Source organism: Halorussus litoreus (assembly GCF_003382685.1).
Classification (GTDB): Archaea; Halobacteriota; Halobacteria; order Halobacteriales; family Haladaptataceae; genus Halorussus; species Halorussus litoreus.
In genome coordinates this window covers 135,801-160,765 of record NZ_KZ859503.1, presented here as the reverse complement: position 1 = coordinate 160,765, position 24,965 = coordinate 135,801, and the positions used below count along the sequence as shown (strand labels likewise).

The 24,965-nt window shown below is 64.6% G+C and carries 20 protein-coding genes; 7 read left to right on the top strand and 13 right to left on the bottom strand.

Going from position 1 to position 24,965, the window contains the following annotated elements:
- Nucleotides 1–57: 57 nt before the first annotated feature.
- Nucleotides 58–978, bottom strand: coding sequence for a dihydrodipicolinate synthase family protein (locus DPQ64_RS00730; protein ID WP_115862434.1), 921 nt, complete (start codon nt 976–978; stop codon nt 58–60).
- Nucleotides 979–1,077: 99 nt separating this feature from the next.
- Between DPQ64_RS00730 and DPQ64_RS00725 the strand changes: the two genes are divergently transcribed.
- Nucleotides 1,078–1,350: a MoaD/ThiS family protein gene (locus DPQ64_RS00725; RefSeq protein WP_115862433.1), complete on the top strand. Its 273-nt coding sequence runs from the start codon at nt 1,078–1,080 to the stop codon at nt 1,348–1,350.
- A 295-nt stretch (nt 1,351–1,645) separates the two neighbouring features.
- Here DPQ64_RS00725 and DPQ64_RS00720 read toward each other — a convergent pair whose 3' ends face one another.
- The 3 genes from DPQ64_RS00720 to DPQ64_RS00710 all read right to left on the bottom strand — a co-directional run bounded on the left by DPQ64_RS00720 (nt 1,646) and on the right by DPQ64_RS00710 (nt 5,312).
- The gene (locus DPQ64_RS00720) at nt 1,646–2,932 is read right to left on the bottom strand and encodes an HAD family hydrolase (RefSeq protein ID WP_115862432.1); all 1,287 of its coding nucleotides are present in this window, start codon (nt 2,930–2,932) and stop codon (nt 1,646–1,648) included.
- A gap of 357 nt (nt 2,933–3,289) precedes the next feature.
- Nucleotides 3,290–4,171: an endonuclease V gene (locus tag DPQ64_RS00715; RefSeq protein WP_115862431.1), complete on the bottom strand. Its 882-nt coding sequence runs from the start codon at nt 4,169–4,171 to the stop codon at nt 3,290–3,292.
- A gap of 196 nt (nt 4,172–4,367) precedes the next feature.
- Nucleotides 4,368–5,312 carry a rhomboid family intramembrane serine protease gene (locus tag DPQ64_RS00710; protein ID WP_115862430.1) on the bottom strand — a complete coding sequence of 315 codons (945 nt, stop codon included), beginning with the start codon at nt 5,310–5,312 and terminating at the stop codon, nt 4,368–4,370.
- Between the two features lie 170 nt (nt 5,313–5,482).
- Here DPQ64_RS00710 and DPQ64_RS00705 point away from each other — a divergent pair, with 170 nt between their 5' ends.
- The gene (locus DPQ64_RS00705; RefSeq protein WP_115862429.1) at nt 5,483–5,677 is read left to right on the top strand and encodes a cold-shock protein; all 195 of its coding nucleotides are present in this window, start codon (nt 5,483–5,485) and stop codon (nt 5,675–5,677) included.
- A 176-nt stretch (nt 5,678–5,853) separates the two neighbouring features.
- On the opposite strand, the gene aspS is transcribed toward DPQ64_RS00705, so the two are convergent.
- The 3 genes from aspS to DPQ64_RS00690 form a co-directional block, all read right to left on the bottom strand.
- Nucleotides 5,854–7,155 carry an aspartate--tRNA(Asn) ligase gene (gene aspS, locus DPQ64_RS00700; protein ID WP_115862428.1) on the bottom strand — a complete coding sequence of 434 codons (1,302 nt, stop codon included), beginning with the start codon at nt 7,153–7,155 and terminating at the stop codon, nt 5,854–5,856.
- 165 nt (nt 7,156–7,320) lie between these two features.
- Nucleotides 7,321–8,121, bottom strand: a complete 801-nt coding sequence (locus DPQ64_RS00695) for an ABC transporter permease (RefSeq protein ID WP_115862427.1) — start codon at nt 8,119–8,121, stop codon at nt 7,321–7,323.
- Complete coding sequence (locus tag DPQ64_RS00690) at nt 8,114–9,079, bottom strand: ABC transporter ATP-binding protein (RefSeq protein WP_115862426.1); 966 nt, start codon at nt 9,077–9,079, stop codon at nt 8,114–8,116. The genes DPQ64_RS00695 and DPQ64_RS00690 overlap by 8 nt, the downstream gene beginning before the upstream one ends.
- A gap of 130 nt (nt 9,080–9,209) precedes the next feature.
- Here DPQ64_RS00690 and DPQ64_RS00685 point away from each other — a divergent pair, with 130 nt between their 5' ends.
- The 4 genes from DPQ64_RS00685 (at nt 9,210) to DPQ64_RS00675 (ending at nt 12,839) form a co-directional block, all read left to right on the top strand.
- Nucleotides 9,210–9,689 (top strand): Lrp/AsnC family transcriptional regulator, encoded by a 480-nt coding sequence (locus tag DPQ64_RS00685; protein ID WP_115862425.1) that lies wholly within the window; start codon nt 9,210–9,212, stop codon nt 9,687–9,689.
- A gap of 33 nt (nt 9,690–9,722) precedes the next feature.
- On the top strand, nt 9,723–10,010 hold the full coding sequence (locus tag DPQ64_RS18465; RefSeq protein WP_157971536.1) for a hypothetical protein: 288 nt from the start codon (nt 9,723–9,725) through the stop codon (nt 10,008–10,010).
- Nucleotides 10,011–10,110: 100 nt separating this feature from the next.
- A complete protein-coding gene (locus DPQ64_RS00680) occupies nt 10,111–10,602 on the top strand; it encodes an NAD-binding protein (RefSeq protein WP_115862424.1) in 492 nt (163 codons plus the stop codon).
- 2 nt (nt 10,603–10,604) lie between these two features.
- The gene (locus DPQ64_RS00675) at nt 10,605–12,839 is read left to right on the top strand and encodes an amino acid permease (protein WP_115862423.1); all 2,235 of its coding nucleotides are present in this window, start codon (nt 10,605–10,607) and stop codon (nt 12,837–12,839) included.
- Between the two features lie 462 nt (nt 12,840–13,301).
- Here the strand turns inward: DPQ64_RS00675 and DPQ64_RS00670 are convergent, their stop codons facing one another.
- The 3 genes from DPQ64_RS00670 to DPQ64_RS00660 all read right to left on the bottom strand — a co-directional run bounded on the left by DPQ64_RS00670 (nt 13,302) and on the right by DPQ64_RS00660 (nt 16,104).
- Nucleotides 13,302–14,261: a hypothetical protein gene (locus DPQ64_RS00670; RefSeq protein WP_115862422.1), complete on the bottom strand. Its 960-nt coding sequence runs from the start codon at nt 14,259–14,261 to the stop codon at nt 13,302–13,304.
- Between the two features lie 4 nt (nt 14,262–14,265).
- Nucleotides 14,266–15,201, bottom strand: coding sequence for an ATP-grasp domain-containing protein (locus tag DPQ64_RS00665; protein ID WP_115862421.1), 936 nt, complete (start codon nt 15,199–15,201; stop codon nt 14,266–14,268).
- 180 nt (nt 15,202–15,381) lie between these two features.
- Entirely contained in the window at nt 15,382–16,104 is a 723-nt protein-coding gene (locus DPQ64_RS00660) for a phosphoglycerol geranylgeranyltransferase (protein WP_115862420.1), read from the bottom strand.
- Nucleotides 16,105–16,254: 150 nt separating this feature from the next.
- Here DPQ64_RS00660 and DPQ64_RS00655 point away from each other — a divergent pair, with 150 nt between their 5' ends.
- Entirely contained in the window at nt 16,255–20,406 is a 4,152-nt protein-coding gene (locus DPQ64_RS00655; protein WP_115862419.1) for an Eco57I restriction-modification methylase domain-containing protein, read from the top strand.
- 115 nt (nt 20,407–20,521) lie between these two features.
- Here DPQ64_RS00655 and DPQ64_RS00650 read toward each other — a convergent pair whose 3' ends face one another.
- The 3 genes from DPQ64_RS00650 to DPQ64_RS00640 form a co-directional block, all read right to left on the bottom strand.
- Nucleotides 20,522–21,067 carry a hypothetical protein gene (locus DPQ64_RS00650; protein WP_115862418.1) on the bottom strand — a complete coding sequence of 182 codons (546 nt, stop codon included), beginning with the start codon at nt 21,065–21,067 and terminating at the stop codon, nt 20,522–20,524.
- 63 nt (nt 21,068–21,130) lie between these two features.
- Complete coding sequence (locus tag DPQ64_RS00645) at nt 21,131–21,322, bottom strand: hypothetical protein (protein WP_115862417.1); 192 nt, start codon at nt 21,320–21,322, stop codon at nt 21,131–21,133.
- Between the two features lie 471 nt (nt 21,323–21,793).
- Nucleotides 21,794–24,340: a DNA topoisomerase I gene (locus DPQ64_RS00640; RefSeq protein WP_115862416.1), complete on the bottom strand. Its 2,547-nt coding sequence runs from the start codon at nt 24,338–24,340 to the stop codon at nt 21,794–21,796.
- Nucleotides 24,341–24,965: the final 625 nt, after the last annotated feature.

Here is a 24,965-nt window from a genome sequence, read left to right as displayed (position 1 = left end):
TCGAGGCAGGACGACCGTCCTGCCTCGACCGGCCTCTCCCGGCCGCCTTCGCACGCTTCAGAGCAGGCCCAACTCGGAGAGGTCGGCCGCCAGCGCGTCGCGGTCCTCGTCGTCCATCTTCCGGAGCGGGTTCCGGAGTGGGCCGGGCGCGAAGCCGAGGTCTCGCAGGTCGAGCGCGGTCTTGACGCCCGCCATGTACGGCCCGGCCTTGAGGGCGTCCCGCACGTCGTACACCGTGCTCTGGAGCTCCCGGGCGCGGTCCTCGTCGCCCACGTCGTACGCCTCGTAGAGGTCCACGACGAGTTCGGGGAAGACGTTCGCCACCGCGCTCACCATCCCGGTACAGCCGACCTCCAGCCCGGGGAACAAAAGCGAGTCCGACCCCGCGAGGAAGGTCAGCTCCGGATTGGCGTCGATGGCCTGTCCGAGCCACGGGACGTCCTTGCTGGAGTCCTTCAGGCCGGCGAGGTTGTCGATCTCCGCGAGAGCGTCGAGGGTCTCCAGCGACAGCGAGTTGCCGGTCTTGCTCGGGATGTGGTAGACGTACACCGGAAGGTCGACCGACTCGGCGACCCTGCGGTAGTGAGAGAGAGCGCCGTCGTGGTCGAGCGGGTAGTAGTACGGCGTCACCACGACCACGCCGTCCGCGCCCGCCATCTCGGCGCGCTCGGCGCGCGCGACCGTCTCGCGGGTGGACGGCGCGCCCACGCCAGCGATGACCGGCACGTCGCCGCCGATCGTCTCGACGACCGCCTCGACCACGTCGTCGCGCTCCTCGGGCGTCAACAGCGGGAACTCGCCGTTGGTCCCCAGCGGGAACACGCCGTGGGCACCCCTGTCCGCGACGAACCGCGCGTGGGCCGCCGTCGCCTCGTAGTCGACCGATTCGTCGTCGTCGAACGCGGTGATGGTCGGCGGAACGACGCCGTGGAGGTCGAGCGGGTCGTTCGCGCCGGGCTCTGGTGCGTCCTCTACCATACGCAACCCGTCGAGGGCGGCGTCCTTAAGCGATGGCGTTCCGGCACTCTTTTTCGAGACTGAGTAAACTTTTAGTCACTGGGGCCGCGAGGAGGTGACATGAACGTCACAGTCGAACTCACGGGCACCCTCGTCGCGCGCACCGGCACCCGCGAGGCCCGCGTCGCGGTGCCCGAGGACGCGACGGTCGCCGACGTGATCGAGGAACTCGCCGCCGAGTACGGCCCGCAGGTCAGCGCGGGCGTGCTGGACGGCCAGCGCCTGCGCTCGGACACCGTGGTCGTCCGTGAGTCCGTGGACGCCACGGAGACGCTCTCGACCGGCGACTCGCTGGAGAACGGCGACACGGTCCGATTCAGTCTGAACGTCTGAAATCGTCTAGATCCGATTCGCTGTCCGCTGACATCGTTGTTTCTCGACTCTTCGCACGTCTGTCCACAGAGTTCCCTCTGGAGCCTCCTTCCTTGCGTGAACTGGCTCGCCCTTCCATCCGGCGCGTGCTGGCGTCTGCGCGAGGGCACCGAGCGCAGGCTCGTGGGAGCTTCGCTCCCACGGCGCGGTCTCAGTGCCGCGCCAAAACGTGCGCGTTACTCGCGCGCCGGTCGAAGATTGTAGAACTTCGCGGATTCAGAACACAGCCCGTTTAGAAATCTTCAGAAACCGTACCTCATCCCAGTTTGGCCAGCCGGTTCAACGCGAAGATAGTCCGCAACACGTCCCCGGCCTTCCCGCGGTCGAACACCAGCTCGTCGGTCCGAATCACGTGGTCGAGCACGTCCCGCGAGGCGTGCTCGGGCGCGGCCGCGATGCCCGCCTCGTTCTCCGCGACCCACTCCATCACGCGCAGGTCGCTCTTGGAGTCACCGAGCACGGCCGCGAAGGGGAAGTCGACGCCCAGCACCTCGAAGGCGGCCTCGACGCCCACGACCTTGTTGAGTTCGAGGCTCCCGATCTCGGCAGCGTCGGCCTCGTAGTAGGCCACGTCGATGCGCTCGAAGAACTCCCGGACCGCGGTCGGAATCGCGTCGGTTTCCGCATTCGGCGTCTCGCCGCGGGACTCCAGCACCGCGCGAATCTCGGGGTCCTCGTCGGCGTAGTAGGCCCGCGCCCAGTCGCGTGCCGTCTCCGGGTCGGCGGCATCTTCGCTGTCATCCTCGCCTTTCCCGCCACCCTCACCGATTTCCTCGGCGACCGCCTCGCCGAGCAGGTCGAGTTCGTAGACCAGCGCGCGGTCGACGATCTCCCGGGCGTCGTCGCTCCCGGTCTCGAAGTTGGGCTTGAGCGTGACGTTGAACTCGTTGCCCTGGAGGTGACAGCCCCGCCGGATTTCCTCCGGGGCGTCCGAGAGCACGCGCGAGCGCACCGCGTCGAAGACCGCCCGCACGTCCGAATCGAGGTCTTCGTACAGCAGACGCTTGGTGTCCGCGCCGTGGCCGGGCGTGAACACGCCCGTTCCGGCCTCGTAGACGATGCTGAGGGTGCCGGAGTGGACCATCTCGTTGCCAAAGCCCTGGATGGCGAACCCCTTCACGTTCTCCAGCGTCTGACCGGTGCAGACCACGATGGGGACGCCCGCCTCGTGGAACTCGGTCAGTAGGTGGAGCGTCTCGCGGGGGATCTCGTTGTCCGTGCCGCCGGCCGAGCGCAGGGTCTCGTCCACGTCGAGCACGAGGACGTTGACGCCTCGGCCGTACTTGGCGTGGAGGTCGAGCGCGGTGAACGCCTGCTCGCGGGTCGCGCGCGCCGCGAGCTCCGAGAAGGTCTCGCCGGTCGCGGGGAACGCCTCACGCACTTCCCCCTTGCGCTCGGCCAGCTCGTCGCTGGCCTCCTGCCAGTGTTCGAGAGCGACCCGGGAGTCGACCGGCGGGAACAGGTCGACGAAGTCCTGCATCGCTCGGAGGGTGGCGGCGTCGAACTCGTCGTAGAGCCGATAGAGTTGGTCGTACCGCTCCATGCCGGCACTGGGTCGCTATCGGGGATAAAGGTCGGGGTCCGAGTCGCAGTAGTGTTGAGATAAGCCAGTAGAACTGGCGAGATATCCTCGAAAGCCCTCGGTCGTTCGGCTCCCGTGACTCGCTGCGTGCTTTGCACCTTTCGGCCGCTGCAGTGCTTGTGTCGCCGGGGTTCACCGGAAGACAACCTGCGTCTTCCGAGCCGTGGCTCGCTTCGCTCGCCAAGACCCCGAACGACCTCGTTCTTTCAGTCGACCAGGGTACCAGTTACTTCCCCGAGCGAAGTCGAGAATTAGTCGCGGCTATCTGAACACGACCCGAATCGCTCCGGGTCGCCTTGAATCGAACGACTCTGGTTCTCACCCCTCGACTTCGGCCTTCACCTCGTCGGCGTAGCTGTCGGCCAGCCGAGTCGGCTCCGGGAGCTTGTAGCCCGCGCAGAGCTGTTCTACGAGGTCCGTCGTCGTCTCGGCGCTCACGCGGTGACCGGGGCTGACGTACAGCGGGTTGACGTGGCGGGTCTCCGGGTCGTCGTACTGGCGCGACTGGTAGGCGTAGCCGATGACGGTGCCCGGCGGCGCGGTCACGCTATCGTCAGCCTCGATGGCGACGCGCGCGCCCCGCGGTAGGTGGCCGTCGAGTGCCTCGCGCGGGCGACCGCACAGCAGGTTCTTGGCCACGCCGATGGCGGGGATATCGAGCGTGACGCCGACGTGGGTCGCGATGCCCGCCTGCCGGAAGTGGATGCGACCGCTCCCGTCGAGGACGGCGAGGTCCGGTTCGACCGAGAGTTCGGCGAAGGCCGACAGGATGGCGTTGCCCTCGCGGAACGAGAGCAGCCCCGGAATGTAGGGGATGTCGGCCGACTCGACCGCATATGCGCGCTCGACGACTTTCCCGCCGCGAGTCACGACGATGGCGCTGATGGCCCGCTCACCGTCGCCACTGAACGCCTGGTCGACGCCGGCGACCAGCGGCGGGTCGTCGCCGGTGGACTTCGAATCGGCCTCGTCGTGAGCGGCCGAACCGTCTTCGTCGTGAGCGGTCGAATCGTCCTCGGTCGAGGTCGAATCGCCGAGTTGCGTCTGGACGGCGTCCGCCGACTCTCCACCGACTGCGGCGGGGTCGAAGCCGAAGTCGTCGGCGAAGACGGCGCGCTCGGCGATGTCGTGCTGGAGGTGCTCCATCTCCTCGCGGGAGAGCGAGGCGTTTGGGACGAACTCGGGATGAATCGGAGTCATGCGAGAGCGACCACGGGACGTAGCACCGAGGTCGGTCCCCGATTGGTCGCTCGACCACTTCTCGCTGACGGTCGCGTCGTATCATCAACCATCGGCGTCATTTTTCGCGCAGGCGTAGTGAGCGAGGCCCCACTGGAACCAGGTGTCGAGAATCGGTAGTCCGGAATCGGCTGGGCACTCGGAACCGACCGTGCGCTTAGAACCGACCGCCGGGGCCGCCCGGTCCGCCGGGGCCACCGGGACCGCCGGGTCCGCGCCCGCCGCCGAACTGGAGCTGCTGTGGGGCGCGCTCACCGTCGCGTTTGAGCTTCGCGCCGTAGGCCAGCCCGATGGCGACGCCCGCGAGGTGGGCCAACTGAGCCACGCCGCCTGCACCGATGCCACCCGACGCACCCATGAACACCGAGTAGGCGACGAACAGTCCGGTTGCGACCCAGAGAGGCATGGGAAGGATGAAGTAGAGATAGATGGTCAGGTTCGGGTTCAGGACGGTCAACAGGCCCATGATGGCCATGATCGCACCACTGGCTCCCAGTACTGAGGCGAACATGCCCGGGGACGCGAGTAGCGACGCGCCGACCTGTGCGAGTCCCGCGAACGCGCCGCTGACGAGGAACAGCACGGTGAACTTCTTCCACCCGATGCGACGCTCGACCACGGTGCCGAAGAAGTACAGCACGATGCTGTTAATCGCAATGTGACCGAATCCGCCGTGCGAGAAGATGGAGGTGATCCACGTCCAGACGTACAGCGGATTGGCCGTGTTTATCGTGAAGATGTTGTACCACGTCAACGACCCCGGTGTGATACCCACGAGCGGAGCGAGGCCCCACTGTATCGCGAACGTGATCCACATCAGTCCGAGGAACACGTAGGTCATGTTGCCCCGGAAGTAGCCCAGCGGGCCGCCCGGTCCGGTGTTGACGGAGAAGCGGTCCGTCACGCCGCCCGAGCTCTGATCGCGGTCGTTCACGCTGTCGTCGAAGCCGCTGTCGAACACCCCGTCCGGGTCGTTCCACTCGTTCAGCCCCGGACAGTCGTGACTCTCGGGGAGCCGATGGGACGAACAGAACGTGCCGCCGCAGCGTTGGCACTTGTACGGCATGTTCTCGTCCTCGCCACAGACGTCGCAGTTCGCCATTGGGTGGGTCTTTGGGTCGGGTCTTGAAAGGGATTTGGGTCTTCAGAGCCCCCTTCCGCGGGTGCCGATGGAAGAGAAAATGCGGAAATTCGCCGAGTGACACCGTCGAACCCCGTGATACCGCGACCCTCGGAAGGGTTATCCGCAGTGGGGGTCTCTCTTTGGCTGCAATGGCAAACGGAACTGTTGATTTCTTCAACGACACAGGCGGCTACGGTTTCATCTCGACGGACGACGCGGACGACGACGTGTTCTTCCACATGGAGGACGTTGGCGGCCCCGACCTCGACGAGGGAACGGACATCGAATTCGACATCGAACAGGCTCCCAAGGGCCCGCGCGCGACGAACGTCGTCCGCGCGTAAGTCGGAAAACACGTCGTAACGGACGACAGTCAGAACTGCGATTTTTGTGGTACCGACGACCGACGACTGGCGAGGAAGACCGAACCGATTCCTTGAGTCTGGAGTTTCCCGGACGAAGTTTGGCAGTCGAAACTGAGGCGTGGTGAAAAACGAGGAGTATCGACCGTGGCGCGATTCTACGGACTCAGCCGCTGGCGGTCCCGCGGGAACAGCACGGCTTCACGGATGTTGTCCAGCCCGAGCATCGTCATGACGAGGCGCTCGCCGCCGAGGCCCCAGCCGGCGTGGGGCGGCATACCGTACTTGAACATCTTGGTGTAGTATTCGAACGCCTCGGGTTCGAGGCCCTGCTGCTCGAAGCCCTCGACGAGATGGTCGTAGCGGTGCTCGCGCTGGCCGCCGGAGACGAGCTCCATGTTCGGAGCCATCAGGTCGAAGCCGGTCGAGAGCTCGGAGTCGTCATCGCGGTCCTTGATGTAGAACGGCTTGATCTCGCTGGGCCAGTCGGTGACGAAGTAATGGCTCCCGACGTCCTCGCCGAGCGCCTTCTCGCCCTCGGTCGGGAGGTCGTCGCCCCAGACGAGCTGTTCGTCGAGTTCGCCCGTGGCGTTGATGCGCTCGATGACCTCCTCGTAGGAGAGCCGCGGGAACTCGCCCGACGGCGCTTCGAAGTCCTCGTAGCCGAGCGCTTCGAGTTCGTCCTCGCAGTTTTCGGCGACGCCTTCGTAGGCGGCCTTCACGACGGTCTCGCAGGCGTCCATCGCGTCGTGGTGGTCGTAGAACGCGCTCTCGAAGTCGATGGAGGTCGCCTCGTTGAGGTGGCGCGGCGTGTTGTGCTCCTCGGCGCGGAAGATGGGGCCGATCTCGAACACGCGCTCCAGTCCGGAGCCGACCATCAGTTGCTTGAACAGCTGGGGCGACTGGTTCATGAACGCCTCCTGGCCGAAGTAGGTGATGGGGAACAGCTCGGTGCCGCCCTCGGTCCCGGTCGCGACGATCTTCGGCGTGTTGATCTCGGTACAGTCCAGCTCGCGGAACGCCTCGCGGACCGACCGCAGGACCTCCGCGCGGATCTCGAAGATGGCCTTGGTCTCGTCTTTTCGGAGGTCGAGGGTGCGGTTGTCGAGCCGCGTCGACAGGTCGGCGTCGACCTTGCCCGAGGGGTCGAGCGGGAGTTCGGGGTCGGCTTCGGCGACGACCTCCACCGACTCGGGGACGATCTCGACGCCGGTCGGGGCGCGCTCTTCTTCCTCCACGTCGCCCGAGACCGTCACGACGCTCTCGCGGTTGACGTTCGTGCCCGCGTCCACGAGGTCGTCGTCCATCTCGTCTTTCTCGAACTTGACCTGTATCTTACCGGTGGTGTCCCGCACGATGAGGAAGGCGATGCCGCCGAGGTCGCGGATCTCGTGTGCCCACCCGGCTACGGTGACCGTGTCGCCGGGTTCGGCGTCCGCGGTGTACGTTCTCTCTTCCATGGTCTCGGTTTGTGGTGGGGCAGTCTTAAACGCCCTCATTCGATACGACCTTTTGCTGCGCTCGGTCGGCGGATGCCTTCGGCGACCGCCTCCCTCGCTGGCAAAAGCTCGACCAAAACCACAGGAAGACGGTGGACGTTGCCGGATGACTGCCGGCGTCTCGAATCACGCGATGTCCTTCCGGCGGAACCACCACGCGCTGGCCGCGACGAGGACCACGGTGCCGGCAAGCAGGATCAGTCCGCCGGTCCAGTCGTACTCGCTTCGGACCAGGATCGCGGTGGGGTCGTAGTACCGAGTCGGGCTGACCGCGCCCAGCCAGTCGAGGTCGGCCGACGCGCTGACGGTCTCCAGCAGGAACAGGCCGAAGATCGCACCGAGGCCGCCGCGCTTGGCCACGTCAGAGGTGTCGAAGACGACCGAGAGCACGAGGCCGATTGCGCCGCACGCGAGCAGGTACGGGATCGACAGCAGGTGAGCCACCGCGAGGTCGGCTAGCGGGACCGACTCGCCGATGGCGAGCACGCCGGCGTACACCGCCGCGGCGACGACGATGTTGAGCGCGATTACGACCGGCACCAGCGAGAGGAACTTCTCGACGACCACCCGGTGTCGGGTGATGGGTGCGGCCAGCAGCACGTCCATCCGGTCGCGCTCCACGTCGCCGGCGATCAGGCCGCCCGCGAGATACGCGGCGTAGATGCCGAGCATCAGCACCCAGAAGAACTGGTAGAGTTCGACCGCGAGGAATCCCTCGATGGTCGCGATGGAGAACGCGCCCGACGCACCGAACGCGGTCTGCAGCGCGGGCGGCAGACTCTTCATGTAGGCGTCGAGGTCCGCGCCCGACGAGGCGATGGAGGGGAACAGCGCGACGAACAGCAGCGACATCACCGCGAGCAGGACCGCCAGCACGAGCGCGCCCGTGATGCGGCGCTCGGACTCGTAGGTCGCGATATCAAGCATCGTTCTCACCGCCGGTCGAGGACGCCTTCGGTGGCGTCCCGGTGGCAGGGTCAGTGTCGTCGGATTCGGACGCAGCCTCGCCGTCGTAGAACTTCATGAACACGTCTTCGAGCGGCGCTTCCTCGACGTCGAGGTCCCGAACGCTGTACGCCCGGAGGTGGTCGAGCAGGTCGTCGTACTCGCCGGTGAACATGAACGAGGCGTCGCCCCGTTCGGAGTCGACGTCGAGGTCGTGGACGCCCGGGAGATCGAACTCCGCGGGGTCGAGCCACCCCTCGACGCCCACCCGAACGCGCTTGCCGCTCCGGTCGAGCAGTTCCTCGACGCCCTCTACCGTCACGAGCCGGCCGTCCCGGATGATGCCCACGCGGTCACAGATGCGGCGGACCTCGCTCAGGACGTGGCTGGAGAAGAAGAAGGTGGTGCCCCGGTCGCATTCCTCGTCGACGAACTCGTAGAGGCGCTCCTGCATCAGGGGGTCCAGCCCCGAGGTGGGCTCGTCCATGACGACGAGGTCCGGATCGTGCATGAACGTCAGCACGAGCGCGAGCTTCTGGCGGTTTCCGGTCGAGTACTCGCCGATCTCGCGCTCGACGGGCGGGTCGAACAGGTCGAGCAGTTCGTCGCTGCGCTCGTCGCTCTTGAGCGCGGCGTGATAGCGGATCAGCCGCCGGCCGGTCACGCCCTCGTCGAACCCGGGGTTGCTCGGCAGGTAGCCCACCCGGCGCTTGGCCTCGATGAGTTCGGCCTCGTCGGTCGCGTCGCGGCCGAGCACCGTCGCGGTCCCGTCGGTCGGCGAGATGAAGCCCAGCAGCGTCCGGATGGCCGTGGTCTTGCCCGCGCCGTTCGGGCCGAGGAAGCCGAAGACCTCGCCCTCCCGAACCGACAGCGAGAGGTCCTCGATGCCGAGGGTGTCGCCGTAGTACTTCGTCAGCCCGGTCGTCTCGATGGCGCTCATGGGTGTATCTCCGAAATTTGTCGTCCGGAGCGCATGAACGTTCCGGTGAGGCGTCCGTGGGAGTCCGCGGAACGCGACACCGGTCCCAAAAGCGGAAGGGTTCTTTCACCGGGGGTCACAACGGAGGGGTATGGGCGACGAACGCCTCGACGACCTCGACAAGTACATCATCCACTGTCTCCAGCAGGACGCCCGGAAGACGTCGACGAGCACCATCGCCGAACACGCCGACGTGTCGGCCAGCACCGTCCGCCACCGCATCCGGAAGCTGGAGGAGGAGGGTATCATCGAGGGGTATCACCCCTCCATCGACTACGAGAAGGCGGGGTTCCAGCTCCAGACGCTCATCATCTGTAGCGCGCCGATTCCCGAGCGCGGGGAACTGGCTCGGCGCGCACGGGAGGTCGAGGGCGTGGTCGCCGTCCGCGAGGTGATGACCGGCCACGACAACATCCACGTCGAGGTCATCGGTACCGACGGCGACGACCTGAGCCGCATCGGCCAGGAACTCGACGCGCTCGGACTCGAGATCGAGGACGAGGATCTCATCCGCGACGAGTACGAGAACCCCTACGAGGGGTTCCGGACGTTCGACGCCGACGACTCCTGAGCGCTCTTGCTGTCCCCGGTGGCCGACTTCCGAGTGGCATCGCTGCGCTCGACGCGTCGAGCGCGGCGATGCCACTCGGTCGTTCGTGGTGGTGAGTTCTGGATCGTTCGTGGTGGTGAGTTCTGGATCGTTCGTGGTGGTGAGTTCTGGATCGTTCGTGGTGGTGAGTTCTCGGTCGTTCGCGATGGATACTTCTCGGCAATCCGTGATGCGGGCCAGGCATTCACGTTCCGGAAATTTACTCTAGATATATTACCGCATCGGGGAAAAACACGCAATTTATTGTTGTCCGGGGACTACGACTCGGCGATGGACGCATGAGTTCACGAAACGCTCACTTACGAACGGCTGTTCGCGGACGCCACGACTGCACCGCACGGAGACGAGTGGACGACGGACGCTCCAACGGAGGTGATTCCGGATGGTCCGAAACGGATCGGCCGCCGGGATAATCTCGGTCGTCGGATCGGCCACCGGCCCCAGTTTCGGTCGGCGCGAGCGCGCGCTGGTCGTCGGCGGCGGGCACGTGGGCCGTGCGGTCGCGTCGCACCTGAACGAGACGTACGACGCGGCGTTTCTCGGTCGCCACCGGGGGGTCGTCGAGCGCACGGCGCGCGAGGGCGTCGCCGCCCACCACGCCGAGGAGATCGACGCGAGGGCTCTCGACGACGCGGACGCGACCGACGCGTCGCTCGTCGTCGTCGCCGTCGAAGACGCGGCCACGACGCTTCTCGTCGTCCAGTTGCTCCGGACGCGGTTCGACGTTCCCCGGGTCGTCATCAGGGTCGACGACGGCGAGAAGGTCGACTCGTTCGACGGGCTCGACGTCGAGACCGTGTTGGTCCCGGACCTGGTCGTCGACGAGGTGGCCGAGCGTCTCGAACCCATAGCCGACGAGGTCGCGGACGGGTAATCATGGGGAAGGAACTCGAACGCGACCTCGGTCTGTTCGCGGTGATCGCCATCAGCCTCGGCGCGATGATCGGCAGTGGCATCTTCATCCTGCCCGCGCTGGCGCTCGAGATCGCTGGACCGGCCGTCATCCTCGCGTACCTGATCGCGGGCGTGCTCGTCCTGCCCGCCGCGCTGAGCAAGGCCGAGATGGCGACCGCGATGCCCGAAGCCGGCGGGACGTACATCTACATCGAGCGAGGGATGGGCCCCCTGCTCGGCACCGTCGCCGGACTCGGCACGTGGTTCTCGCTGTCGTTCAAGGGCGCGCTCGCGCTGGTCGGCGGGGTCCCGTATCTCGTCGTGCTGTTCGACCTGCCGATCAAGCCCGTGGCGCTCGGGCTCGCCGTGTTCCTCATCGGCGTGAACCTGCTCGGCGCGAAGCAGACCGGCCGCCTGCAGGTCGGCATCGTTATCGCCATGCTCGCGGCGCTGGTCTGGTTCGTCGCGGGCGGCAGCGGCGCTATCCAGTCCGTCCAGTACGAGGGCTTTTTCGAGAAGGGTGCCGGCGGACTGTTCGCGGCGACCGGGCTGGTGTTCGTCTCGTACGCGGGCGTGACAAAGATCGCTAGCGTCGCCGAGGAGATAGAGAACCCTAGTCGGAACATCCCGTTGGGAATCCTCGGTTCGCTGGGGTTCACCACGATCCTGTACGTCCTGCTCGTGACGGTCGTGGTCGGGGTGGTCCCCGGAGAGGAGCTTTCGGGGTCGCTGACACCGATGGCCGACGCCGCGCAGGTCGCGCTCGCACGACCGGGCGTCATCGTCGTGGTGTTCGCGGCCATCCTCGCGCTCGTGAGCACTGCGAACGCGGGGCTGCTCTCGTCGTCGCGGTACCCGTTCGCGATGAGCCGCGACGGCCTGATGCCCGAATCGCTCTCGACCGTGAGCCAGCGATTCAACACGCCGTCGCTAGCCATCTCGCTCACCGGTGGCGTGATGCTGCTGCTCATCGCGTTCGTCCCCATCCTCGACATCGCGAAGCTCGCCAGCGCGTTCCAGATTCTCGTGTTCGTGCTGGTCAACATTGCGGTCGTCGCGTTCCGCGAGGGCGACGTGGAGGGGTACGACCCCGCGTTCGAGTCGCCGCTGTACCCGTGGACGCAGGGGTTCGGCGCGGTCGGCGGCCTCGCGCTGCTGACTCAGATGGGGTGGATTCCGATACTCAGCGCGGCCGGAATCACGCTCGCGTCGGTCGCGTGGTACTACGTCTACGCCCACGGGAAGATCGACCGCGAGGGCGTCGCCAGAGACGCCGTCCGTCGCTCGGTCGGTCGCCGCGTCGTCGAGGAGACCCGCTCGACCGTCTCGGAGTCGAACGACTACGAGGTGCTGGTCCCGGTCACCGAGGAGACGACCGAACGACGGGAGGCCGCGCTGCTCGGCATCGCGGCCGGCCTCGTGGGCCAGCGCGACGGCCGGGTCCGCGTGGTCCAGTTCGACGAGGTGCCCGACCAGACGCCGCTCGAAGGCGCGTCGGCCGAGCAGTCGCCCGCCGACGTGGCGTTCGAGGAGCGTACGGACAGGCTCGCGGCCGAGGTCGACGTGCCGGTCGAGTACGGTGAGATCGTGAGCCACGACACCAAACACGCCATCGTCAACTTCGCCGACCACCACGACTCGGATATGATGGTCCTCGAACGGAACTCGACCCCGCTGCGGTTCGGCCTGTTCCGCAACGACTTCGAGTGGATCGTCGACCACGCGCCCTGTGACGTGGTCGCGGTCGGCGACGACGTGGTTCCGGCCGAGGAGTACGACTTCGACGCCGCGAACGTGATCGCGCTGGTCACCGACCGGGGGCCGTACGACCCACTGAAGGTCGCAGTGGCCGACGCACTCGCACGCGAGGGCGATGCCACCATCCAACTCCTCTATCCGGTGTCGCCCGAGGCCACCACGCAGCGCCGGGAGACGCTGGCGGACTACCACGACGAGCTCGCGTCGGTGTGTTCGGTGCCCGTCGAGTCCGTCCTCGTCGAGTCCGAGGGCGACCGGTTCGAGGAGTTGACCGACGCGACCGGGACGGTCGACCTCGTCGTGGTGGGCGACGACGGCGGGCGGGTCCATCGGACGCTGTGGCGTCGCTCGCAGGACCGGCTCGCCGATGAGGCCCAGACCTCTACGATACAGGTCCATCCGCACGGCTCTGCGCGGCCGGGACTGTTCGGTCGGTTGGTCGAACGGCTGGCGTTCTGAACCACCGTTCGATTCCGATTCGGGGCGACGATGGTGAGTTCGCCTCGTATTTCGAATTTCACACGATGTCGCTGTTTCGTCGCCGGGATGTAGGACTCAGCAGTACTTCGAGAGAGGTCTTGGACTGTAATCCTATAAAACCAAAATCACTTCAATTAGTTTAATAGAACTTAAACAAAGAATTAATTAGGTTCCGGTTCCACGGATGCAATGGAGTACCATGAACGACGATAGCAAGCACCTGATCGGCGAACTCGAAGATAGCCAAGTGACCGAGCGAGAAAGTACCGCACTCCCCTCGTGCATCTCCGTCGAGATGCTGTAAAGCGTTCCGACGCAGGCACCGATCTGCCCACTGCACGACGGCGATAAAACACCCTTTTTCGGGTTTCGACGCCCATCGTACCTCGACGATCTGCGCTCGCGTCTATCGCTCGGACTCCGCCGACGCGAACGAACGGCTCAGACCGGGACGTGAAACTCGACCAGTCCGAGGAGCGCGGCCAACGTGACGGTCATCCAGACCACGAGAACCGCTCCGAGGCCGTACGACACCACCACGTACGCTGCCGTCCAGGAGGGCCGGAGCGCTCGCAGGTCCTCGAATCCGCGCTGGCGCACGTCCCGCAGACCGAAGTAGTCACACAGGATCCAGAAGCCGTCGCCGTGTATCAACGGGTTCAACGCGAACACCACGTGCCCGAACACGGCGAGGAGCAGGAGTTGGACGACGAGGTGGTTCGGAAAGACGTAGTGGAGGGCAACCAACGGAACGGCCGCGCCGAGTTCCAACAGCGGCCCGGCGAGATTGATCCAGATGCGCTGGTTGCGGGGCAGCGTCCACGATCCGGTGGTGTCCGTGACGACCGCCGGGACGACGCCGTTCACGACGTCGAGCCGAACCGAGGGATCGAAGTGGCGGGCGCTGACCGCGTAGTGGCCGTACTCGTGGATCGCGACGAAGCCGGCCGACAGCACCGCTATCGACGCGATCTGACCGACGGACAGCCGCGAGAGCAGCGCAGGCGACACGCTCGACGCGATCGGTGCGACCACGGCTCCGAACGCCGAGAGGACGAGGAGGAAGACCGCCACGCGAGGCCACAGTCTCACGTCGTCGGGCGGCGTGACGCGGACGACCGGTTCGTCCTCTCGGAGGATGCCCCGTTCGAGGTAGGTCTCGACGAGCGAGAGCACCTCCTCCGGGTTCGTCCCCGACCCCTCGACGACCGCAGGGCCGCCGTTCGCCTGCGCTCGTAGCTCTTCGACGGTCAGCGTTCCCCGCGCGAGTTTGTTCAGCAGGTCGACGACCGAGTCGTTCACCCGCCGATAGCCGTCCTCGGATTCGAGGAAGTACTGGCCGTCCACGCGGTACCACGTGAACCCGTATCGGGCGTCGTCGACGACGACGTGCTCCGTCATCGGGTTAGTCGAGGAGGTGGGTGACGAGCGCGTCGGCGACGTTCGTTATCCCGCTCGAGTCCGACAGCATGAACCGGCCGCCGGCGTTGACCTCGATGAGCGAGTACGAGCCGTCGTCCCCGAGTCGCAGGTCCGCGGTGGCGTAGTCCGCGGGCGTCGCCTCGACGGCGCGGAGTACGTCCTGCTTCGCCGACGCCGGCAGTTCGACCGCTTCGGCGGCGATCTCGCTGTCGGTCCACTTGAACGAGAACGACTCGTCGTCGTAGCTGTACTGGAAGGCACCGAGGAACTCGCCGTCCAGCACGTACGCGCGAACGTCGTCGCCGGGGAGGAACTCCTGGAACAGCACCGGCGTGGTCAGGTTCTCGAGTTCCTCGGTCTCGTCGTCGGTCATGACGTGCGCGCCGCCGACCCCGGCGACCGGTTTGTACACGACTTTACCGTGGGATTCGAGGAACTGCTTCGCGGCCGCCGAGTCGTTCGTCGCGAGCGTCTCGGGCACGTCGATGCCCATCGAGTCGAACAGGTCGCAGCCGTAGGGGTTCATCTCCTCCCAGACGAGCGCGTCGACCGCCGGTATCACGGTCGCCCCGTGGTACTCCAGCGACTGGAGGACACTCTCGAACAGGCCGCGGTACTCCCGTATCTGGGTCAGCGCGGCGTACGGGTTATCGGCGTCGCTCAGACTGCCGTGGAGTCGGTCCTCGACCGCCGGGATGAACAGGGTGTTGGGCCTAGCGAACACGCCCTCCACGTCCGCCATCGGGATGGTCTCGGAGCCGATCCGGACGGACTTCTCGTCGACGTTCTGGGCCACCGGCTTCTCGCTCGGCCACTCGTCGAGATCGACGATCGTAACCTCGCTCCCCCGCGACCGTATCTCGTCGCCGAGCAAGTCGAACTCGTGTCCCTGAACGTTCCCCATTAATATCACGACCATACGGGTATGGTTTCATCGGTGGGAGATAAATATTTGGCAAGAGGGCGTTCTGTCCGAGGATTGGGAGCAGAGGGCGGATAGAGAGTAGTTGACGTGGAGCGGAACGAAGACGAGAAGCGGCGGGCGAATCGGGGTTGGCGGGCGAAGCTGGGATTGGCGGCCGAATCGGGGGTTGGCGGGTTACACCGACTCGGCTGCGGTCTTCGCCGCGTCCTTCGCACCCTCGACCGTCTCGCGCACGGCCTCACAGCCCTCGTCGTGGACGAGGTCGCCGACGATCACGGTGTCGGCGTGCTCGGCCATCGTGTGAGCGGTGTCGTAGTCGTGGACGCCGCCGCCGTAGAACAGCGCCGCGTCGTCGAGCGCGTCGGCCGCGGCCGCGACCACCTCGGGGTCGCCGAACGTGCCCGAGTACTCGACGTACAGGATGGGCTGGCCGAGCTGGTGCTCCGCGACCTCGGCGTAGGCCGCGACGTCCTCCGCGGTCAGGTCGCAGTCGGCCTCGGTGTACTCGGCCACGCTGGAGTCGGGGTTGAGCACGACGTACCCCTCGGCGTGGCTGCGCGACCAGTCGACGTCCTCTATGCGCGCCCACTCCTTGTGCGCGCCGGTGATCCAGAACGGGTCGCCGGCGTTCAGCACGGTGGGGACGAGGTAGCCGTCGAGTTCCTCGCGCTCGACCACGACGGCGGGGTTCGACGGCTCCTGATAGATCGGCACGTCGTACTTGCCGCAGGCCGCGATGACCTTCTCCATCTTCTCCTCTGTCATGCCGGTCGTCCCGCCGATTTCGAGCGCGTCGGTGCCGGTCTCGCAGACGTCCTCGAAGCTCTCGCCCGGCGCGAGGCTCTTGTCTGGGTCCAGCTTGACGACGTGGTCCCAGTCGTCCCACGGTGCGGTCATTACCTGTGTAATCAAAAGGAGCGACTAAAACGTCTTCGAATCGGGGAGCTACGCGGGGAACAACGGACCCACCAGTCACTCTCGTCGGGCCTGTCCGGACGGATATGCAGTAGTTTCATGTCGATGGTGTCCATGACACCGAATATTCAGATGAGTCAATCGACGCTGTCCCGGAAACCATACCGGAACTCCAATCTCTTCACCGACCATTATCTCAAGGAGCGGATCGACGAACTCGACGAGTGGGAGTCGGCCGAGGGCGTCGAAGCGGTGTTCGAGCAACTGCAGTCGCTGTACGAGAAGGAGAGCGGACTGGCGGCGGGCCAGAACGAGGACGCCCTGATAGACGCGTGGATCGACCCGGTGCTGGACGTACTGGGGTACGGCGCGCGGCCGGAAGCGACGCTTCCCGACGGCGGCGGGTACGTCGACCGGCTCCTGTTCGAGTCCGCGGACGCCCGCCGGGAGGCCGAGATGCAGGGGATGGAGGGCGACGCCGAGGTACTGTTCAAGCGAGCGTCCGCGGTGCTGGAGGCCAAGCAGTGGGGGTCGAGCTTCACCGAGCGGTTCAGCGAGGAGCGACAGTACCGCGACGCGTCCCATCAGGTGAAGTTCTACCTCGAACGAACGCCCGAGTCGGTCCAGTGGGGCATCCTGACCGATGGGAAGAAGTGGCGACTGTACGGGACCAAGGACTACGAGACCCAGACGTTCTACGAGGTCGACCTGCCGGAACTGCTCGAAACCGGCAACGTCGAGGATTTCAAGTACTTCTACCTGTTCTTCCGGCCCCAGGCGTTCCGGAGCGTGGCCGGAACCAGCTTCCTCGACACGGTGTGGACCGAGAGCGAGACCGCGGCCAAGGAACTCGGCGAGGACCTGCAGGACAACGTCTTCACCGCGCTTCGAGTGCTCGGGAAGGGGTTCGTCGAGACGAACGACCTCGACATCGACCCCGACGACGAGGAGGCGCTCGACGAACTCAAAGAGCAGTCGCTCGTCTTGCTGTACCGCCTGATGTTCATCCTGTACGCCGAGTCGCGCCAACTCATCAACCCCGACGACCCGGACGCGAAGGACGAGTACCGGGACAACTTCAGCCTCGACCAGAAGCGACTCGACATCCTCCGGACGAGAGACGACGGCGAGACGTTCGACGAGGCGTACAGCGAGTTCTCCACGTCCATCTGGCAGCGACTGCGGGACCTGTTCGGGCTGATCGACGAGGGCAACGCGGCGCTCGGGGTCACGGCGTACAACGGCGGGCTGTTCGATGCCGACGAGCACGGGTTCCTCACCGAGAACAGCGTCTCTGACCGGTACATCGCGGAGGTCATCTACCGGCTCTCGACCACCGAGACCGACGAGGGCGAGTTCGTGCTCGCCGACTACGCCGACCTCGACACGCGCCACCTCGGCTCCATCTACGAGGGGCTGCTCGAACACGAGTTCCGCATCGCGCCCGAGCAGTACGCCGCGGTCGCCGAGGACGGCGGGCAGGTGTGGAAGCCCGCGACCGAGGTGTCGGTGGCCGACGCGGTCGAAACGGTCCCCGGGGGAAGCCTGTACGTCGTCAACGACGAGGGCGAGCGCAAGGCGACCGGCGCGTACTACACGCCCGACTACGTGGTGACCTACATCGTCGAGGAGACGGTCGACCCGCTGGTCGCCGAGATCGACGAGGACCTCCGGGACGACGGGCTGGAGCCGAGCGACCGGGAGTACTTCGCACGCTTCTGGCAGCGAGTTCGGGGGCTGAAGATCCTCGACCCGGCGATGGGGAGCGGGCACTTCCTCACGAAGGCGACGGGGTATCTCACCGAGCGCGTGATGGCGGTGGTGCGCGAGCAGGAACTCCAGTCGTACGACGAGCAGGAGATCCGGCGCAAGATCGCCAAGGAGTGCATCTACGGCGTGGACCTCAACGACATGGCGGTCGAACTGTCGAAGCTGTCGATGTGGCTCGAAACGCTGGCGGCCGACCAGCCGCTGGCCTTCCTCGACCACCATCTCAAGACCGGCAACTCGCTGGTGGGGTCGGACATCAGCCGGATACTGTCGACCGACGACGGTGACGACGACCTGTCCGGTCAGACGACGCTCTCGGACTGGATGGAGCAGACCCGTCAGGAGGCGCTCGACCACGTGATGGACCTGATGGCGGACCTGCTGGCAATCGAGAACGACGAACTCGCGGACATCAAGCAGATGGAGCGCACCTACGACGAGATCCGGGACGACCCGCAGTTCCGCCACCTGCTGGAGATGTGTTCGGTCCACACCGCCGGACAGTTCGGCCTCGACGTGCCCGACGACGCCGACGAGCAGATGGCGAGGGCGCTCCGCGACGACTCGTGGGACGAGGTGGCCGAGTCCGACTGGTTCACAAGTGCGCAGGCGATGGCGGCGACCGAGCAGTTCTTCCACTGGGAACTGGAGTTCCCCGAGGTGTTCTTCGACGGGAGCGGTGAGTTATCGTCGGATGCCGGGTTCGATGCTGTGGTCGGGAATCCGCCGTATGTGCGGCAGGAGTCTATCAGCAGATTCAAGAAGTTTTTCCAGACAAAATTCGAAACCTACGATAGCACTGCTGATCTCTACACGTATTTCTTTGAGCAGTCAACTCAAGTTCTGCGCCAGCAGGGAATGCTTGGTCTCATTGTCACGAATCGATTTGTTACTGCTGACTATGGAAAGGGACTCCGCAAATTCCTTTCAAACAATCACCAAATCGATTCTGTTTGTGACTTTGGCGACTTGCCAGTCTTTGATGGTGCAACCACCTATCCTGCTATCTTTATACTGAAAAAGGGGGTCAAGCAAAGTAAAACGGAGTTCGCTAAGATTCCACATTTGGATTTCTCAGACTTGCAATCTATTATTGACTCGAACTCCGCTTTAGTTCCGAGTGACCATTTCCAAGGTGAAAGTTGGACTTTCGGGAGTCCAGAACAGACGCAAATCATGAACAAGATGGACTCAAGGGGAGAAAAACTCTCTGACATAATCGATACTGGTATTCGTCGTGGTATAATGACGGGCTTCAATGAAGCTTTGATTATTGACGAATATGAAAAGGAAGATATAATTCGTTCAGATCGCGGTTCTGAAGAATTGATCAAAGAATTCATCTCCGGCCAAAATATTGAGAACCATTCGATTAACTTTGACAATGAATACCTTCTGTGGTTGCATGGGGGTGTGAAGATTGAGAACTACCCCGGCATTCAGTCATATCTGGAACAGTACCGAGAATCTTTAGAAGAGCGGACCGAGCGTGGTGAAAAGTGGTATCATCTTCGACCTTGTGACTACTACTCCGAGTTTTCGAAGGACAAGATAATTTTCCCCGAGGTATCGAAAAACACAAAATTCACTCTCGATACTGAGGGTTATTTCTTGAACAAGACGGTTTTCTTTTTCACTCAAGATGACCCCTACCTCGTTGCAGTCCTTAATTCAAATCTCTTAGAGATGTACCTGCACAATATCGCCTCCATGATGCGTGGTGGGTATTACATGAATAGCTCAACATATGTCGGTGATTTGCCGATACTCTCGCAAGATAACATCCCTCGCGAAAAGTTGGAAACACTTCGTGAGTCTGCTGTCGAATGTCAGGACAAAGAGAAAGAACTCCGAACTCTCAACCTCTCCCTTCTCGACCACCTCGGCAACTATTCGGAAGGCCCCACCATCACCGAAATCGGCTTCAGCCAACCCCCGACGAACAGCGCGGACTCCATCCTCAACGAGACCACCGAGACGCGGACCAAACTCCAGATCGAGCGCGCGAACGTCGAGCGCGAGGATTCCGCCACCGTCACCATCCACCTCACGGCGCGGTACAAACCCGATGATGAAGACAGCGAGACGCGACCAGCGGGAGGGTCTCGGACTGGAGCGGGCGAAGCCCGCGGAAGCGGCCACGACCTCGACCAGTACGGCTACACCGAGACGGAGTTCCTGCCCGCGCTCCGGATCACCGACCTCTCCGAGACCGAGGCCGACCTCGTGGAGGCGTTCGTCCCCGTCGCGGTCGCGGAGGCCGGCGGCTTCGCGGGGTTCCGGGACAACGCCACCAAGACGAACTCGCTGGTGGACCGACTGGAGAAGCTCACGCTGCCCACCGTCGCAGACGTGGCGGGCGGGCTGGAGAGCTACGTCGAGACGAAAGAACGCGCCGAAGAACTCGACGCGAAGATCGAGCGCACCGACGACCTCATCGACGAGATCGTCTACGAACTGTACGGGCTGACCGACGACGAGATCGCAATCGTCGAGGACGCCGTGGGGGAGTGAGGAGCGGCCACTGGACGGTCGTGGAATCGGACCGGCCCGCTCTGCTGGCGCGCAGTTGCGTCTGCATCCGGCGCGGATGTAGCATTCGGGTGGCTGGTAGCGGCCGAGTGAACGGCTAGAAAACGTCCTGATACCGCGTCTTCGGCAGGGCTTCGACGAGCGCCTCGCCTTTCCACCCCTCTTCGTTCGCGATCTGCCGCAGTGCTTGGTAGTGGGTTCGCTCCGCAATGTACCCGCCTTGCCACAGCAGTTCGAACGCCCGACCTGGCGTGTTGACTTCGACCGCGTCGAGGTCGACGACGTCTCGAATTTCGTCGCTCGCAGTGACGTCGAACAGGAGGATGTATCGCGTCGCTTGGGTGTCTCTCGATTCCAGAAGGTCGATGATGGATTCTTCACCTTGATCTTCGACGTACGGCTCGTACGTGACACTCGTTCGGACGATGTTCGGGTTGTCGTGGGTCCGATACTGTTCGAGGACCGTGCGAAGAGCTTCCTTTCGGGTCCGGTCGACGTTCGACGACCTGTTGCGTTTGATCTCCTCGAAACAGATATCCGTCGTCGAGAGCGGGAGATGTTCGAAGACGGGCGTCGAATGTTCGGTTTTGCAGACCGCTTCGAGAGTGGAGGTGTCAACGAGAATCTTCGTCAGACCTGCCATTACGGTTCGGGTTGCACTATCCGTGGATAAAAATTCTGCATTCGGCTATAAATTAGGGAAACGCTAGCAGAAGAGATCGTCGGACGGTTCGTTCGTGGCGGATTCGCTAACGACGTCCATCAGCGCGTCGAACTCCTCGAACTCGTCGATATCGTCGCCGAACACCTCGCGGACGTCGTCCATCGTCGCGTCCCCCTGCTGGTACTTGCGGTAGATACGGGCTTTCTCTTCCCGCGTGGCCGACGCCATTGCCATACCCAACTTTTTGGCAAGTAGACCCAAATAGTTTGTGTTGCGATTCGTCTGTAGAATTTGTTACCTGCGCGGGATGACGAACGCGGCCGGTCACTGGGTCGATTCGCGGCTGGTACGAATCTGGATCGTCCGGGAGAGCGGCGGGAACTGCGCCTCAAGTGCGGGTATACTCTCACTCTCGGACGACAGTGACAACAGGCTACTCTCGCCACGACCGACCTTCCACCGGTACACCTGCGATCCACCGCGAGCGAACGAACGTGAGCGAGCGGGCCAAGTGACGACCGGAGGGAGGAGCGCAGGCTTTTCCCCACGTTTTTGTAAGGGAGGCGCTCTCGTGTGCCGGAAGACAACTCGCGTCTTCCGAGCCTCGCTTCGCTGCGCTCGGCGAGACGCCGACCGCCGAAACGGCTTCACCGTTTCGAGCCCTCACTCGCGTTGCTCGTGAGAACGCAGCAAAAAGTGGTCGCGTCAGGTCTTCGCCTGCCAGCCCCGCAGTCGATCCTCGCTGACGCCCTGCACCTCCGAGGCCACCGTCTCGACCTCGGCGTCTTTCAGGTCGTCGACGCTCTCGATGCCTGCGTCGGCCAGCTTCTCGGCGGTCTTCGCACCGATGCCGTCGAGCGCTTCGAGGTCGCTGCCAGACTCGCTCTCGCGGGCCTGATACTCCCGATAGTTGCAGATGGGGCAGCCCAGTTCCCACGGTTCGTCGCCGCTGTGGATGACCAGCTCCGGCAGGTCGTGCTCCTCGCAGCGCTCGTCGGTGATCTCGATGTCGCCCCGGCGCGGGAGCGGCAGCGAGTAGTCGCAGTCGGGATACCGCGTGCAGCCGACGAGCCGCGAGCCGTTCTGGAGGTGCTTGATCGCGAGTTCGCCGCCTTCCTCCTCTCCACACTCGGGACAGACCCCGATGACTTCGTCCTCCTGCTCGTCGGCCTCCTCGGCCTTGCAGAGCGGGCAGCCGTGGACGAACGTCTGCCGACCGGCCAGCATCTTGACGTGGCGGAGGCCGTGGTCCTCGCACTCCTCGTCGAGGATGAGCGGCTTGCCCGTGTTCGGCAGCGGCAGGGTGTACTCACAATCGGGATAGCCGTCGCAGCCGACGAAGTACGAGCCGTTTCGGCTCTGGCGGACGAGCAGTTCGTGGCCCGACTCCGGACAGGGGCCGAGTTCCTTGTCGGCCTTCAGTGACTCCTGCAGCAGGTCGGCGACCTCCTCGCGCGAGTCCCGCAGCTCCTCGAAGACGCGTTCGAGGTACTCGCGGGACTCGTCGGCGACCGCCGAGAGGTCGGCCTCGCCCTCCGCGATGGCGGTCATGTCCTGCTCGAGATCGCTGGTCATCTCCTCGCTGACGACCAGCTCCGCGAACTCCTCGGCCGCCGTCACGACCGCTTTCGCCAGCTGGGTCGGTCGCGGCGGGTCGCTCTCGACGTAGCCGCGGTCGTACAGCTTTTCGATGGTATTGTGTCTCGTGCTCTTCGTCCCCACTCCCATCTTCTCCATGGTCTCGATGAGCCGCGACTGGCCGTATCTCCGGGGCGGCTGGGTCTGCTTGTCCTCGATGCGGGCGTCCGAGAGCGCCAGTTCCTCGCCCTCGGTCACGTCGGGGACGTAGTTCTCGCTGGTGTTGTAGTAGGGGTAGACCGCGTGGTAGCCCTCGCGCACGAGGCGCTTGCCGTTGGACTTGAGCCGATGGGTTTCATCGTCTGCCCCAGCGTCCACGCCCGCGACGACCTTGAGGTGCTCCCACTTCGCGGACTCGGCCACCGTGGCGAAGAACCGCCGGACGACGAGTTCGTAGATCTCCCATTCGTCGTCGCTCAGGTCGCCCGGATTCGGCACGTCCTCGGTCGGGTGGATCGGCGGGTGGTCGGTTGTCTCCTCGTCGCCCTCGGTGGGCGTGATCTCGTCCAGCTCCAGCAGGCTCTCGGCGTCCTCGTTGAACCGGTGGTCGCCAGCGAAGGTGTCGAGCAGTTCCTCGGGGTCGAGATCGTCGGGGTACACCGTGTTGTCGGTCCGCGGATACGTCATGTAGCCCGCGGTGTAGAGGTCCTCCGCGATGCTCATGGCCTGCTGGGCCGAGTAGCCCAGACTCCCCGCCGCGCGGATGAACTGCGTGGTGTTGAACGGAGCCGGTGGGTCGTCGGTCCGGGTTCGCCGCGAGACGCGCTCGACCACGGCCTCGCTCGCCGATTCGAGCGCTTCGAAGACGGCCGACGCCGCGTCCTCGTCCCAGACGCGCTCGGCCTCGTTATCGTCGTCGTCGCGGTAGAAGTACTGTGCCTCGAACGCCGCCGAGGCGTCCTCGTCGACTCGATTCGCGTCCGCTGCCGCCTCGGCCGCCTTCTGGAGGTCGGCGAACAGTTCCCAGTAGTCCTCGGGGTCGAACGCCTCGATTTCGCGCTCGCGGTCCACGATGAGCTTGAGGGTCGGCGACTGGACCCGACCGACCGAGATGAAGTCCTCGCCCAACTGCCGCGCCGACAGCGAGAGGAATCGCGTCAGCGCCGCGCCCCAGATGAGGTCGATCTCCTGTCGAGCCTCCCCAGCAGCGGCCAGATCGAAGTCCAGTTCGTCGGGGTTCTCGAACGCTTCGGTGACTTCGTTCTGCGTGATGGAGGAAAATCGCACCCGCTGGATGGGAACCTCGTCGTTGACCTCGCGGACGAGTTCCCACGCCTCCTTGCCGATGAGTTCGCCTTCGCGGTCGTAGTCGGTCGCGATGCTGACGGTGTCGGCTTTCCGGGCGAGCAGCCGCAGCGTCCGGACGATGTTCTCCTTCGTGGGCTTCTTCTCGATGGGCGCGTCGATGAGTTCGACCGGTTCGACGTCGCGCCAGTCGTTGTACTCGTCCGGGAAGTCCACGCCGACGACGTGGCCCGACAGGCCGATGCACCGGCGGCCGCCCCACTTGTACACGTTGACGCCGTTCTGACGGTCGGCCTCGGCGGACTCGCCGCTCAGGATGTCGGCGATGCGACGAGCAGCGTTGTCCTTCTCGGTGATTATCAGTTCCATGGCTCACCTCCGTGAGGGAAGATTCGTCCGGACGCCCGGGCGCGTCCGGAGTTCAGGTGTTGCTCCGGGGGTCGCTGGTCGGTCATCGTGTCCTCGGTAGGACAACTGTCGGGGTAAAGCTTTCGCCGCGGGAAATCGCAGGAGGGCGGCGGTCCAAGGCGCGCGTGAGTGCGTGTGAGCGAGTGCGCGTAGGTGCGTGTAAGCGAGTGCGCGTAGGTGCGTGTAAGGGAATAGTGGATAGTTGTGAGAACAGCAGCAGTCCGTGCATTTCGTTGTACGAGATTCGATGTGGCTGTCTGAACTGAACTCGCTGCTATCGCCGAGGCACAGGAGGGACCGCACCGCAACAGCGACCGCGAGCCTCATACCTCCCCAGCCTCTTGCGTTGCTCGGCCTCCGTTTCACTCCGGCCTGCGCTACTCATCCCTCGCGCGCTTTGCGCGGCGCATAAACGCGCCGCGCAGCGCACGCCGAGGTCGAAAACGAAGATTCTCGAAAATAGGGTCCTCGTCCGTCGGCCGAGCTACTTAACGGGGGAACCGCACGACCTCGAATCCAGCAACCACGAACGGAACGGACGGGTTTAAGGACCACTCGGGCGACTTCCCAGCGAGAGCCGTGTCCG

Coding starts and splice junctions, on each gene's coding strand:
- DPQ64_RS00710 (WP_115862430.1), bottom strand. CDS start 5,312: ATGGCGAACTGCGACGTCTGTGGCGAGGACGAGAACATGCCGTACAAG.
- DPQ64_RS00665 (WP_115862421.1), bottom strand. CDS start 15,201: ATGGTCGTGATATTAATGGGGAACGTTCAGGGACACGAGTTCGACTTG.
- DPQ64_RS00670 (WP_115862422.1), bottom strand. CDS start 14,261: ATGACGGAGCACGTCGTCGTCGACGACGCCCGATACGGGTTCACGTGG.
- DPQ64_RS00675 (WP_115862423.1), top strand. CDS start 10,605: ATGGGGAAGGAACTCGAACGCGACCTCGGTCTGTTCGCGGTGATCGCC.
- DPQ64_RS00640 (WP_115862416.1), bottom strand. CDS start 24,340: ATGGAACTGATAATCACCGAGAAGGACAACGCTGCTCGTCGCATCGCC.
- DPQ64_RS00730 (WP_115862434.1), bottom strand. CDS start 978: ATGGTAGAGGACGCACCAGAGCCCGGCGCGAACGACCCGCTCGACCTC.
- DPQ64_RS00685 (WP_115862425.1), top strand. CDS start 9,210: ATGGGCGACGAACGCCTCGACGACCTCGACAAGTACATCATCCACTGT.
- DPQ64_RS00690 (WP_115862426.1), bottom strand. CDS start 9,079: ATGAGCGCCATCGAGACGACCGGGCTGACGAAGTACTACGGCGACACC.
- DPQ64_RS00720 (WP_115862432.1), bottom strand. CDS start 2,932: ATGGAGCGGTACGACCAACTCTATCGGCTCTACGACGAGTTCGACGCC.
- DPQ64_RS00715 (WP_115862431.1), bottom strand. CDS start 4,171: ATGACTCCGATTCATCCCGAGTTCGTCCCAAACGCCTCGCTCTCCCGC.
- DPQ64_RS00680 (WP_115862424.1), top strand. CDS start 10,111: ATGGTCCGAAACGGATCGGCCGCCGGGATAATCTCGGTCGTCGGATCG.
- DPQ64_RS00695 (WP_115862427.1), bottom strand. CDS start 8,121: ATGCTTGATATCGCGACCTACGAGTCCGAGCGCCGCATCACGGGCGCG.
- DPQ64_RS00660 (WP_115862420.1), bottom strand. CDS start 16,104: ATGACCGCACCGTGGGACGACTGGGACCACGTCGTCAAGCTGGACCCA.
- aspS (WP_115862428.1), bottom strand. CDS start 7,155: ATGGAAGAGAGAACGTACACCGCGGACGCCGAACCCGGCGACACGGTC.
- DPQ64_RS00645 (WP_115862417.1), bottom strand. CDS start 21,322: ATGGCAATGGCGTCGGCCACGCGGGAAGAGAAAGCCCGTATCTACCGC.
- DPQ64_RS00725 (WP_115862433.1), top strand. CDS start 1,078: ATGAACGTCACAGTCGAACTCACGGGCACCCTCGTCGCGCGCACCGGC.
- DPQ64_RS00705 (WP_115862429.1), top strand. CDS start 5,483: ATGGCAAACGGAACTGTTGATTTCTTCAACGACACAGGCGGCTACGGT.
- DPQ64_RS00655 (WP_115862419.1), top strand. CDS start 16,255: ATGAGTCAATCGACGCTGTCCCGGAAACCATACCGGAACTCCAATCTC.
- DPQ64_RS00650 (WP_115862418.1), bottom strand. CDS start 21,067: ATGGCAGGTCTGACGAAGATTCTCGTTGACACCTCCACTCTCGAAGCG.